Raw genomic sequence first — 12,017 nt, 5'->3', positions numbered from 1 at the left:
TGGGAGTGAACTTGTGGGGGGTGGTAGATCCGCGCCTGCTCGATGTTTTGTTTGCTTCGGCCCTTGGCGTCTTGCTTTTTTCTAGGATCAATGAGCGGCGCACCCTGTGGTTGTTGAGGGGCTACCTCTTTTTGGTTGCCTTGGCTTGGTTTGTGCAGCGCTTTGAAAATCTTCCGCTCACTTCAAAGTTGGTGGATGCGCTGGTTTTGGCTTGTTCTTTGTCATTAGCGATCCTTTGGCAGGGGGAACTGAGACGATTGATGGAATTACTGGGAACAGGTCGTCTGGCCGTTCTCCTTGGCAATCCTCAGAACGAGTTACGGGCCACCGCCAGCACTGTTGCTCAGCTTACTGAGGCGGCTGGACGTTTATCTCAGAGCCGCCGTGGAGCATTGGTTGTTGTTGATATGGGTAGTGATCTTCGTCCAGAAGACTTCCTTAACCCAGGTGTGCTGATCGATGCCCAGCTAAGTAGTGAGTTGCTGCTGAATCTTTTTGCATCTGATACGCCCCTTCATGACGGGGCCGTACTTGTAAAGGGGAATCGGATCGTTTCTGCTGGTGTGATTCTGCCCCTCTCGCGGCAGGGCATCAGCCGTTATGGCACGAGACATTTAGCCGCTTTGGGGATAACAGAACGTTTTGATCGCTGTATTTGTGTGGTGGTTTCCGAAGAGACTGGAACATTGTCTCTTGCAAGCCAGGGCCGGCTTGAACGGCCCATCACCAGTAGTCGTCTGCAGGATTTGCTTAAGGAGTTGATCGCTTCTTCATCAGGAGCAGCGGCGACAAAGGGGGCCTCTAGTCCAGTCAAAGCTTCGGCTGTTGCTACACAAGCTTCATCCAGGCTTAGCGTGAGCAGCTCTATCGAGGAACCACTCCCGTGAGCCGCCGTTCGGCCACTAGTTCAGGCCATCCAAAGGTCTGTGCATGTCCCTCGGGGCTTGATCCCTATCGGCTACCTAACCATGTGGCTGTGATTATGGATGGGAACGGACGCTGGGCCAAGGCAAGGGGCCTGCCTAGGATGGTTGGCCATCGCGCTGGCGTAGAAGCTCTCAAGAGAACCCTTCGTCTTTGCAGTGACTGGGGCATTGGCGCCCTTACGGCTTATGCCTTTTCTACGGAGAATTGGTCTCGCCCTGGAGATGAGGTGAATTTCTTGATGACTCTGTTTGAGCGTGTGCTGCAGAGGGAGTTGGAGTCACTTGAACGTGAAAAGGTACGGATTCGTTTTCTGGGAGACCTTGAGGGTCTCCCATCAGGTCTGCAGGAGTTGATCAGTGAGGCCACCGAGCTCACTGTTAGGAACAATGGCATTCACTTCAATGTTTGCACCAATTACGGTGGTCGACGTGAACTGGTGCTAGCGGCACAGAAACTTGCACAACGCGCTGCAAGAGGGGATCTTGATCCAACTTTGATTGATGAGAACAGTTTCGAGGCTGAGTTGCTCACAGCTGGTGAGGTTGATCCAGACCTGCTGATCCGCACCAGTGGTGAGCGACGGATCAGTAATTTTCTTCTCTGGCAACTCGCCTATGCAGAAATTCACGTCACCGATGTGTGCTGGCCTGATTTTGATGAAGTAGCTTTGACAAAAGCTCTTTTTGATTACCAGTCACGCTGTCGTCGTTTCGGCGGTTTGGATCCAATCGCAGCGAATCATCTGGGATCTTGACCGTTGGCTCCAGTCGTTCCATGACCGTGCTTATTGCCAAGGATCTCACCTTTGAACCCGTAGTTCATCGTTATGACTGGACAGTGGATGAGGTGCGGGAACTTTTGGAGCGACCACTTATGGACTTGCTCTGGCAGGCCCAGCTTGTGCATCGGACGGCAAATCCTGGCTATCGGGTCCAGCTGGCTTCTTTGCTCAGCGTGAAGACGGGAGGATGCCAGGAGGATTGCGCTTATTGCCCCCAGTCCATGCACAACAGTAGTGATGTTGAAGGGCAGCCCGATCTAGTGGTTCAGATCCAAACAGTGCTTGAGCGCGCACGGGCCGCCAAAGATGCTGGTGCGGATCGCTTCTGCATGGGATGGGCTTGGCGGGAGATCAGAGATGGTGCCCAGTTTGAAGCCATGCTTGCGATGGTGAGTGGTGTACGGGAGTTGGGACTAGAGGCCTGTGTTACTGCCGGCATGCTGACTGAAAAGCAGGCTTCTAGGTTGGCAGATGCGGGATTGACTGCCTACAACCACAATCTTGATACCAGCCCTGAGTACTACGACCAGATCATCACAACGCGCACATACCAAGAGCGAATCGAAACCCTTCAGAAGGTTCGTTCAGCTGGCATCACTCTTTGCTGTGGGGGCATCATCGGGATGGGGGAATCAACGCTGGATCGAGCCTCTCTTCTTTGTGTACTAGCCAATATCAACCCTCATCCTGAGAGTGTTCCAATTAATGGTCTGGTGGCAGTGGAGGGCACGCCATTGCAGGACCTCCCTGCGGTGGATCCTTTAGAGATGGTGCGCATGGTTGCGACGGCTCGAATTCTGATGCCTCGCAGTCGTGTCCGTCTAAGCGCAGGGCGTGAGCAGCTTGGCCGAGAGGCTCAGATCCTTTGTCTCCAAGCGGGAGCTGATTCGATCTTTTACGGCGATAGTTTGCTAACTACCAGCAATCCTGATGTAAAAACTGATCGCGAACTTCTCTCTCAGGCAGGAGTTCATGCGAATTGGGAGGAGAGTGACGAATGAATCTGCAAGATGATCAGACCTCTGCAGATCTATTTCAGGTAGCGACTTTCTATTCCTTTACTGCTTGGCCTGAGGTCACTATTGCCTGCTTATTGCAGGATCTGCTGAGCCTTGGGGATGAACATCAACTGATGGGAACTGTGCTGTTAGCAGAGGAAGGGGTGAATGGAACGATTTGTGGATCGGTTGGTGGTGTTAGCGCTTTGCTTGAGAGGTTAGAACGCGATTTGATCGAGGGTTTGTTTGAACTGAAAATTAGCTGGACGCCTGAGCAGGCTTTTCGTCGCTTCAAGGTTCGCCGTAAGGCAGAGATTGTGACCATGGGTCTTGCCGGCCTGAATCCATCAAAGACGGTGGGGACTTATGTGGACGCTCATGAATGGAATGATCTAATTGATGATCCAGATACTCTTTTGATCGATACGCGAAATGACTATGAGATTGCGATTGGGGGATTTAAAGGAGCAATAAACCCCCAAACGAAGTGCTTCCGCGACTTTCCTGCTTGGGTAGAACAGCAGTTGCGTTCGATGGTTAAAGCACAAACTCCAGCACGAATAGCCATGTATTGCACAGGTGGCATTCGCTGTGAGAAGGCTACGTCTTATCTGATTGAGAAGGGCTTTACTAACGTCCATCATCTTCGTGGTGGCATTCTTCGTTATTTTGAGGAGGTATCTCAAGCTGAAAGTCGCTGGCAAGGAGAGTGTTTTGTTTTTGATCAACGTGTGGCTTTGAATCATCAGCTTTCACCTGGTGTCCATTGTCTTTGTCATGCCTGTGGAATGCCCCTCACCCCTGAGGAACAGACGATGAATAGTTATCTGCCTGGTGTTCAATGTCGCCACTGCGTGGATCAATTTAGTGATACGGACCGTATTCGTTTTGCTGAAAGACAACGGCAGATGGCACACAGTTCTAGGAAGTAGATAACACAGCGATGAAGAAAGTGTGTCTGTATGGTTTTTAGTTAGAGATTGGCTAAGTTTATGCTAAGAGCAGTTGAATATCTCCAAGCAGGCTTTCCAGCAATGTGCCTCTTGTCGAAGTGAAGTTTTTTCGTTGGCTACTCTCACGAAGGAATGCTAGTTAAATGGATGCATGAACAGTTGCTTTTGTTCGAGCAATGAACCTTGCAATGTTGAATGAATCGCTTGCTTGCATTGATTAGAGAAGTCTGATCAGAGACTCAGTATTTTTCTGCCGGAACATCTTCGTGGAAAGGCAAGTAGCATATATGGCTCCAACTCTCATGGATTTAAGAGGGTTGGAGCCATGCATGCCTAACTGATCTAAAGGAGTAAATAAGAAGCCAATTTTGAGGCTTTAAACTTGATTTGAACTCAGCTTAGCTCCAATTCTTTGATTGTTTGCTCTGCCTTTGCGATGGCCATGCTTAAGGTGTGATTGCATAGGCTCTAGCCCCATGTTCTTTAGGGTGGTATTGATTTTTTTGCGGCGTTGCTCTTTTAAGGCTCTATAAGATTGCCGCCCTTTTTGTTTACAGTTTCGAAAAGCTTCTGGTGTTTGGGCAGCATCAATACAGTTCTGGGAAGCGTTGATGATGGCAATCCGATTGCCTGCACTACTTAGTTCCCATTCTTTGCGGGCCTCAAAAAGCTTCTGTTGCTGAGCTTCGCTAAGTTTGGCTCCAAAACTTTGGCCACCTTTGTTGGCGTCAGCATCGCGGACGACAAAGGCCGAACCAGCAAGGGCAAAACAAGGAATCAGCCAAAGGGCTTTGGAACGTATGGAAAAGTTCATCGAGAACTCCAAAAGTTGACCTTTTTATCTTGCGCGGATGCACATGCAAAAATCTGACCAGAAGCACTCCAAAGCATGACTAAGTTTGACCGTGGTCTTCAGATAGACCTTTGCCCATAGGCCAGACAAAAACACTTGCTGCGATCAATGCCTTTGGGATTGTCCGTTGGTCTGAGTGTTAGCAAGGATATGTAGGGGCTCAATAACGATTACGTGCGATTGGTTTCGTTCTTTCATCTCTTTTGCTTCTTTGCTAGCAAGCAGGCTATTTATGCTCATCTTTCAGGACTAGATATCTTTCTACAACTTCAACCCTTCTCCACGCTTTGCTTAAATCCTGTTTTTGGTTGAATCTCGCGTCATGCCAAGAAATATGCCATGCCCTGATAACACGATGCCATCACTCAGCTTTTGGTGGCGCTATCCCTACTTGAGAGTGTTAGTGGTTGTGTTGTTGATGACTTCTCAACCATGCGTAATTTCAGCGCAGGCATCAACTTCCCCATCAGTGGCCCAATCAAGCTTGCGTCATTTAAGTGATCAGTTGCCGATTGTTGGTGTTTGGATGACCAATAGTCCGAGCCCTCTTTATTACAGACGTAACTTGATGCATAAGGCGGTGAAAGATCTCTATAGCGCAGGCTTCACGGCGCTCTATCTCAATGTTTGGAGTCGGGGGTCTACCTTCCATCGCAGCAACTATGCCCCTGTAGAAGGGCCCCTTCAGAAAGCAGGCTTGGCTCTAGACCCTATTTGCACCCTGAGTAGAGAAGGTCATGCCCGCGGCATGAAGGTGGTGCCATGGTTTGAATACGGGCTGATGGAGCCTGATGACGCAGAGGTGGTTAAGCTTCATCCCGACTGGGTTCTTGCCAGAGCTGATGGCAACCCAGTTGTGAAGATGCATGGGAATCACCAGCGGGTTTGGCTTAATCCAGCCCATCCGGAGGTTCGTGCGCGATTCATTGGCGTAGTAATTGAGGTCATGAAGCGCTGCAAGATGGATGGTGTTCAGCTTGATGATCATTTTGCTTGGCCGGTGCAGCTTGGTTATGACCCTTACACCGTGGCTCTTTATCAACAAGAAACCGGCTCCTCTCCGCCCCGGGACTACAGCGACCGCTTTTGGATGCAATGGAGAAGACGGAAGCTCACCGGTTTGCTTAGAGAACTGAGGCAAGCATTGGAGAAGGAAAAGCTACCTGTCAACATCAGCCTTGCCCCTGGGCCTTTCAGGTTTGCTTACAACAACTGGCTTCAAGACTGGGAGCTTTGGACTGTAGGCAAATTGATAGACGAGTTGGTTGTGCAGAACTACGCCTACTCGCTCAAGGGATTTGCGAAGGATCTCGACCAGCCGGCCTTACGCAAAGCACCTCAATTGGGTGTCCCTGTGCATATTGGTGTGCTGGCAGGATTCGGCAAACGCACCACGCCCATGCCGATTTTGGCTGAAAAGGTTCGAATGGCAGCTTCGCGCGGCCATGGAGTGATTTATTTTTATTGGGAGGGGCTCTGGGGACAGCACGCTGGGATAGAGGGTGGAATTCAGCGCCTCAGGCAGTTCAAGCAATTGCATGAGAAGAAAAACTAGGCTTACTTCTAGTGTTTTGGCTGCATGAGTGTGACCACTTCTCTGGTGTTTGCAGAAAGCTCTGCACTGGCCAGTTGATCGATGGCCCGGTGCATCGCCTCTTTCCTTGAGGGAGCATAAGTTTGCCAACGACTGAACACTTTCACCATGCGTGAAGCAGTGATTGGGTTCCGTTGATCAATGGCGATGAGCTGTTCAGCCATGAAGTTGTAACCACTTCCATCAATAGCGTGAAATACAGGTGGATTTGAAGCGAGCCCACCAAGGACAGCCCTTATCGCGTTGGGTGCCATTGGGTCAAAGCGGGGATGATTTAGTAACTGTTTGATTCGTTCAAGCCCATCTGACCGTGGAGTGGATGCCTCCAGAGCAAACCAGGTATCTAGGATCACTGGTCGATCTTGCCAGCGCTCGTAAAAGCTTTTGAGAGCTTCGTCTCTCTCAGGACATTCAACGGGTTGTAGTGCCCGAAGGGCCGCTCGAGCCAAAGACATCGAGGGTCCGTTGACTGCTTCAACTGCTTCCTTGCGAACTTCGCAATCACCAGCAGCCGCTAACCAGCTCCAGGTCAGTCCTGTGAGCATGCGTTCACCTTGTCCAGCTGGCCATTGAGCCCCCCAATTCAATCGACTACGTTCAAGCAGATTCTGGAGCGGATCTGAAAGCTTGACTCCCAACCATGACTTGAGTGATTGATAGACCTGATAGAGCATCAATGGATCGGCGACATCCTGGGCGGCCTCCAGTTCAGCTATTCCTGGCATGCCAAATAACATCGCCAGAAAAGAGGGATCACTCTCCCCTCCACTGGTGATCAGTTGATTTAGCGCTAGAGCTAAACGTTCTTCAAGTGGCTTGTCAGCTTGCTTGCGAGCCCTTGCTAAAAGGATCTTTCTCCATAATCTCTGGCCTGCTTCCCATCGAGCAACGGGATCGTCATCCAGAGCAAGTAGCTGCAACGATTCGTCGACTGAGACGTCCATCTGCAACGTGATCGGAGCTGAAAAACGACGAAATATCGATAGAGCTGGAGGCTTTGCTTGCCTTGGTAGATCCCTTAGTGAGACGCTCTGCGTGTCTTGGTCCAACACAACCAGTTTCTCTTCGCCGATGCGTCCATTTGGGCTGATCACGGCGAGGGCCATCGGAATGACTAGAGGTGCTTTTGAGGGTTGACCAGGCGTTGGTGGTGTGAATTGGCTGACCTCAAGTGTGAGTGTTCCGACTTGAGAATCCCAGTGGCGTTTGACGCAGACTTGAGGAGTTCCGCTTTGGTGATACCAACGCTGAAATTGATCAAGATCAAACCCAAGTTGTTCCCCATTTGCGCAGGCTCCTTCAGCAATGGAGTGGATAAAATCTTCTGTGGTGGCAGCAGTGCCATCAAAACGCTGCACATATAACGCCATTCCTGCCATGAAGCGTTGCTGCCCAAGCAGGGTGTGAAGCATGCGGATTAACTCTGCACCTTTTTCATAAATAGTTGTGGTGTAGAAGTTATCAATTGCCTTGTACTCACTAGGTTTAACTGGATGAGATGTAGGGCCTGAATCTTCGCGAAATTGGGTGTTTCGCAGCATTGAGACATCCTCGATGCGTTTCACTGCTTTTGAATGCAGATCCGCTGTGAAGCTCTGATCCCGAAATACAGTGAGACCTTCTTTTAGGGAGAGCTGAAACCAGTCCCTGCAGGTGATACGGTTGCCAGTCCAGTTGTGAAAATATTCATGAGCAACAACACTTTCGATTCGTTCAAGTTCACCATCGGTTGCACATTCGGAATCAGCCAATACAAGTTTTGAGTTGAATATATTTAAGCTCTTATTCTCCATTGCACCCATGTTGAAGTGACGCACTGCCACAATGTTGTATTCATCCAGGTCGTACTCCAGTCCATAGACCTTTTCATCCCAGGCCATAGCTTTTTTCAGAGACTCCAAGGCGTGAGAGGTGTAGGGCTCATCTCCGTTTTCAACATGCAAACGCAATAGAACTGAGCGTCCAGATGTGGTTTTGAAATGAGCCTGAACTTCCTGAAGTGCCCCTGCAACCAAAGCAAAGAGATAGGCAGGCTTGGGATAGGGATCGTCCCAAATTGCCTCATGTCGCATTGGATCTTTAGCTAAAGACCCTTTGCTCACAAGATTTCCGTTCGAGAGCAACACTGGATAACGCGTCCGATCCGCCTCAATTCGTACTCGATAGCGACTGAGAACATCAGGACGATCAGGATGGAAGCAGATGCGACGGAAGCCTTCTGCCTCACATTGGCTTGTGATCATGCTCTCGCTGGCATAAAGCCCTTCTAGTGAGGTGTTGCTGAAGGGATCAATTCGGCAGATAATCTTCAACTTAAAAGGATGAATTGGTGGCTGATGGAGAACTAACTCACTGCTAGATAGGCTGTAGGCATCCGTTGGTACAGAACTGCCGTTTATAACAATGGAGTCCAACTCCAGGTTTAACCCCTGAAGGACTAAAGGAACTTTGGTTGTCAAGGCAGGCTCGATCTGCATGGAGCTGGAGATCGCGATGTGCTGTTCTTCGATAACAACATCCAGTTCAATATTAGGAATCTGGAAGGGATATGGCCTGTAATCTGCTAATCGGGTGGTTGCTGTTGTCATGGGGGAGTGATTGTTTGTAGAGATTTTTGAGCTTGAGCTTCCTCGCTAATTTCCTGATGACATCAATTGAGATGTGCTAGCAATACCGCGGAACAATTTCTGCTGCTGCCTTGTACTTCAAGTTCGTTCGGGTAGCGATTGTCTTCTATGAAGATCTAGAAGATGGCTCAATTGGGCAGGGCCCAGGGGTTGATCCCTAAATCGGCACCGATGAGATGGGAGCAGGCAAAGCCACTAAAAGCAACTGCATTTAGGCCTTGGCCAGGGAAACAAGAGTCGCCGACGCAATAAAGCCCTTTGAGTCCAGTGCGGTTAAAGGGCATGGTGAGAAGGCCAGGTAAACGACTTGAGGGGATTGGCCCATAGCTACCCTGAAATCGTCCTAGGAAACGTCGATGGCTACGAGGAGTGCCCACCTCTCGGTGAACGATGGCTTGACTTAGGCCAGGCAGGATTTTTTCGAGTTTCCTGATGAGACGATCAGCATCAGCTTGCTTTTTGCTGTTGTAGGTCGCAGGGCTTAGGTCTTGCCATGCCTGCATTGAGGATGGTGTGAAGGCGTGGACGATGTGATGCCCCTCTGGCGCCAGGGATGGATCCAGGAGAGTCGGCATAGAGACGAATGCGACACCCTGTTCACTCTCCATTTCATCCCAGCTTTCTAGGAGCAGATGGTGGCAGTGGCTGTTGGCTGGAATGGCCTCGTTACGGACTCCAAGGTGAAGAGAGAGGAAGGATGGCGATGGCACATAGCGGCGTCGCCAGGTCTGCTCCGCTGCGGGTGTGTGTTCTGCATCCACCAGGGCCTGTTTGGACCCCTCACCGCTGAAGGTGTCCCAGCGAGTGGCGTTGGATATCACCCTGCGGGCGTGGATGATTTCTCCATTTGCTAGCTGTACACCAACAGCACGGTTATCTTTTAGCACCACTCGTGTGACCCGTGCCTTGTAGCGGATCTCACCACCATGACGTTGCATGCCTTTGACGAGCTTTTGGGCTATCACACCAACGCCTCCTTTGGGGTAGTTGATGCCACCGGCATGGCGATCTGAAAACACCATGCCAGCATTGATCATCGGTGTGCGGTCGGCAGGCATCACTGACCAGCAGAAGCATTCAATGTCGATGAACCGCAACAGTTCTGGGTCTTTGATGTGACGCCTGGCTACATCACCCACGTTGACGGGCAACCAGCGCGCAAGACCGAGACAGGCCAGGGGGGACTTGAAAAAAACTTTGGCCAGATAAGTGGGATCCTCGATCGATAGCAGTGGCATTGCATCCAGGCAGTTGAACACTTGCCAACAGATGTCGTAAAAGTGACGGATCCCCTTCGCTTCGTGGGGGAAGCGTGCGGTGAGATCAGCAATGAACTGCTCGTATTTCCGATCAACTGCGAGCTCTAATCCTCCAGGAAGGTGGTAGGCGAGTTGGGCGGGGTCAGGCAGGGTGTCACAGTGCTCCCCCACATCGGCCAAGGCTCGGGTGAGCAGGTTGGTGTATCCCTTTTCTCCGAACCCGAAGATCATTGATGCACCTACATCAAAGGTGTAGCCCTCTCGCTGGAATGAGCCGCTACTACCACCTGGGATTGTGTAGCTCTCCAGAACAAGAACCTTGGCACCTTTGACAGCTAGCTGACTGGCGGTGACCAGGCCGCCGATGCCGGAACCGATAACCACAGCATCCCAAGGCTGTGTTGCGTCTTTTTCGATGCGGATAGGTTCCATGGCATGGTCTCAACAGCTTGACGCTAAGGGCTTGCATGCAACTCTGAACCCGTCAACTCTGACTGTGAAGTTTGCGGCAGCTTTGCTGGAGAGATTAAAGAATCAGTTTGATGCTTGCCCTGCTCGAGACGATTATGAACTCCCTATCTGGACAGGGGCCTTACTCGTGCCCCATTCTTGCTGGGCTTCCTCAAGCATCGTGAGTGCCCTATCCCGGTAGGCACCGTAGCGTGCGCGTTTAGCGTGGATTCGCTCTGCAAGTTCTGGCAGAAGGCCGAAATTTGCGGGCATCGGCTGGAACTCACCTTTGCGGCCCCTAAAGCAGTCGCTGTCGCTCACAAAGTGTGTAAGGGCACCGATCATTGTTGTGGAAGGAAGCGTAATGGTGTTGAGGCCCATTGCCAATCTCGCTGCATTGTTTCCAGCAAGCCAGCCTCCAGCTACTGCAGCGGTATAACCCTCTGTGCCGGTGATCTGTCCAGCAGCGAGGAGGTTGGATCGTTTGCTGAATTGCAGGGTTGGTTCAAGTAGCTGCGGGGCTTCGAGAAAGGTATTGCGGTGCATGACCCCAAAACGCACGAATTCAGCCTGGTTCAGCCCTGGAATCATTTTTAGGACTCGCTTTTGTTCGCTCCATTTGAGATTGGTCTGAAAGCCCACCAGATTCCAGAGACGACCCTCGTGATCTTCTTTGCGCAGTTGCACAACTGCATAAGCCCGCTTGGAGCGACGCACGTCTCGATCATTGAGATCGCCCCAGCGGGGATCCCAGAGTCCGATTGGTTTGAGTGGGCCGTAGCGCATTGTGTCTTCGCCGCGACGAGCAAGCTCTTCGATTGGTAGGCAGCCCTCGAAAAACTTGGCAGATTCCTTATCGAACTCTTTGAGTTCGGCTTGCTCAGCATTGAGCAGTGCCTCCCGAAAGGCAAGGTATTGCCCTTTGTCCATCGGGCAATTCATGTAGTCAGCGTCACCTTTGTCGTAGCGGCTTGCTCGAAATGCCAGTGTGAGATCGATACTTTCGCCTTCGATAATTGGACTGGCGGCATCAAAGAAGTGGCATTCGCTACGGCCGGTGAAGGTGCGTAGGTTTTCTGCAAGCAATTCACTGGTCAGAGGACCCGTTGCCAGAACAGTGATTTGTCCTTCATCTGGAAGGTGTTCCTGCTCTTGGCGCTCGATCGTGATGCGTGGATGGGCAGAGAGTTCTTTGGTAAGGGATGCACTAAAAGAAGCCCTATTGACAGCTAGTGCACCACCAGCAGGTACGGCGTGGCTGTCGGCTGTGCGGATCACGATTGAGCCCAGCCGGCGCAGCTCTTCCTTGAGTAGGCCGGCCGCTCGATCGCTACTCAGAGCACCAAAGCTATTACTGCAGACCAGCTCTGCACATTCACTGCTGTAGTGAGCTGGTGAGTGCTTGACCGGCCGCATCTCTATCAGCCTGACAGGCACGCCTGCTTGTGCTATTTGCCAAGCAGCTTCTGAACCAGCCAGGCCGGCTCCTATGACAAGCACAGTAGGGAGGGAACTCAAGAGTTCAGGTCATTCGGCATTTGGCCTGAACTCGAGCTTAGGCAGTGGCCATTTGGG

General features: G+C 51.1%; 9 protein-coding genes. 5 read left to right on the top strand and 4 right to left on the bottom strand.

From position 1 onward, the window contains the following. Positions 1–5 precede the first annotated feature (5 nt). Genes cdaA through SIB68_RS04535 form a run of 4 tightly spaced genes read left to right on the top strand, consistent with a single transcriptional unit; the run spans position 6 to position 3,638 of the window. Positions 6–887 carry a diadenylate cyclase CdaA gene (gene cdaA, locus SIB68_RS04550; RefSeq protein ID WP_063399329.1) on the top strand — a complete coding sequence of 294 codons (882 nt, stop codon included), beginning with the start codon at positions 6–8 and terminating at the stop codon, positions 885–887. Further along, positions 884–1,681 carry an isoprenyl transferase gene (locus SIB68_RS04545; RefSeq protein WP_011130429.1) on the top strand — a complete coding sequence of 266 codons (798 nt, stop codon included), beginning with the start codon at positions 884–886 and terminating at the stop codon, positions 1,679–1,681. Before cdaA ends, SIB68_RS04545 begins: the two co-directional genes overlap by 4 nt. 20 nt (positions 1,682–1,701) lie before the next feature. Beyond that, positions 1,702–2,709 (top strand): biotin synthase BioB, encoded by a 1,008-nt coding sequence (bioB, locus tag SIB68_RS04540; RefSeq protein ID WP_011825650.1) that lies wholly within the window; start codon positions 1,702–1,704, stop codon positions 2,707–2,709. Continuing rightward, the gene (locus SIB68_RS04535) at positions 2,706–3,638 is read left to right on the top strand and encodes a rhodanese-related sulfurtransferase (RefSeq protein WP_063399272.1); all 933 of its coding nucleotides are present in this window, start codon (positions 2,706–2,708) and stop codon (positions 3,636–3,638) included. Before bioB ends, SIB68_RS04535 begins: the two co-directional genes overlap by 4 nt. A gap of 397 nt (positions 3,639–4,035) precedes the next feature. Here the strand turns inward: SIB68_RS04535 and SIB68_RS04530 are convergent, their stop codons facing one another. Then, a complete protein-coding gene (locus SIB68_RS04530; protein WP_063399273.1) occupies positions 4,036–4,473 on the bottom strand; it encodes a hypothetical protein in 438 nt (145 codons plus the stop codon). Positions 4,474–4,834: 361 nt separating this feature from the next. On the opposite strand from SIB68_RS04530, the gene SIB68_RS04525 reads away from it, so the two are divergent. After that, positions 4,835–6,067, top strand: coding sequence for a glycoside hydrolase family 10 protein (locus SIB68_RS04525; protein ID WP_063399330.1), 1,233 nt, complete (start codon positions 4,835–4,837; stop codon positions 6,065–6,067). Between the two features lie 8 nt (positions 6,068–6,075). On the opposite strand, the gene pepN is transcribed toward SIB68_RS04525, so the two are convergent. The 3 genes from pepN to trmFO all read right to left on the bottom strand — a co-directional run bounded on the left by pepN (position 6,076) and on the right by trmFO (position 11,960). After that, positions 6,076–8,694, bottom strand: a complete 2,619-nt coding sequence (gene pepN, locus SIB68_RS04520) for an aminopeptidase N (protein ID WP_063399274.1) — start codon at positions 8,692–8,694, stop codon at positions 6,076–6,078. A 167-nt stretch (positions 8,695–8,861) separates the two neighbouring features. Next, positions 8,862–10,424 carry a carotenoid isomerase gene (gene crtH, locus SIB68_RS04515; protein WP_063399275.1) on the bottom strand — a complete coding sequence of 521 codons (1,563 nt, stop codon included), beginning with the start codon at positions 10,422–10,424 and terminating at the stop codon, positions 8,862–8,864. A gap of 132 nt (positions 10,425–10,556) precedes the next feature. Beyond that, positions 10,557–11,960 (bottom strand): FADH(2)-oxidizing methylenetetrahydrofolate--tRNA-(uracil(54)-C(5))-methyltransferase TrmFO, encoded by a 1,404-nt coding sequence (gene trmFO, locus SIB68_RS04510; RefSeq protein ID WP_063399276.1) that lies wholly within the window; start codon positions 11,958–11,960, stop codon positions 10,557–10,559. Positions 11,961–12,017: the final 57 nt, after the last annotated feature.

The organism is Prochlorococcus sp. MIT 1323 (genome assembly GCF_047304905.1).
Taxonomy (GTDB): domain Bacteria; phylum Cyanobacteriota; class Cyanobacteriia; order PCC-6307; family Cyanobiaceae; genus Prochlorococcus; species Prochlorococcus marinus_D.
Note: the sequence above shows the minus strand (reverse complement) of the source record. Positions and strands in the feature narration are given on the sequence as shown.

Bases quoted from the DNA above. Each gene is read 5' to 3' on its own strand.
- SIB68_RS04530 (WP_063399273.1), bottom strand. From the start codon at position 4,473: ATGAACTTTTCCATACGTTCCAAAGCCCTTTGGCTGATTCCTTGTTTT.
- bioB (WP_011825650.1), top strand. From the start codon at position 1,702: ATGACCGTGCTTATTGCCAAGGATCTCACCTTTGAACCCGTAGTTCAT.
- SIB68_RS04535 (WP_063399272.1), top strand. From the start codon at position 2,706: ATGAATCTGCAAGATGATCAGACCTCTGCAGATCTATTTCAGGTAGCG.
- pepN (WP_063399274.1), bottom strand. From the start codon at position 8,694: ATGACAACAGCAACCACCCGATTAGCAGATTACAGGCCATATCCCTTC.
- crtH (WP_063399275.1), bottom strand. From the start codon at position 10,424: ATGGAACCTATCCGCATCGAAAAAGACGCAACACAGCCTTGGGATGCT.
- SIB68_RS04525 (WP_063399330.1), top strand. From the start codon at position 4,835: ATGCCAAGAAATATGCCATGCCCTGATAACACGATGCCATCACTCAGC.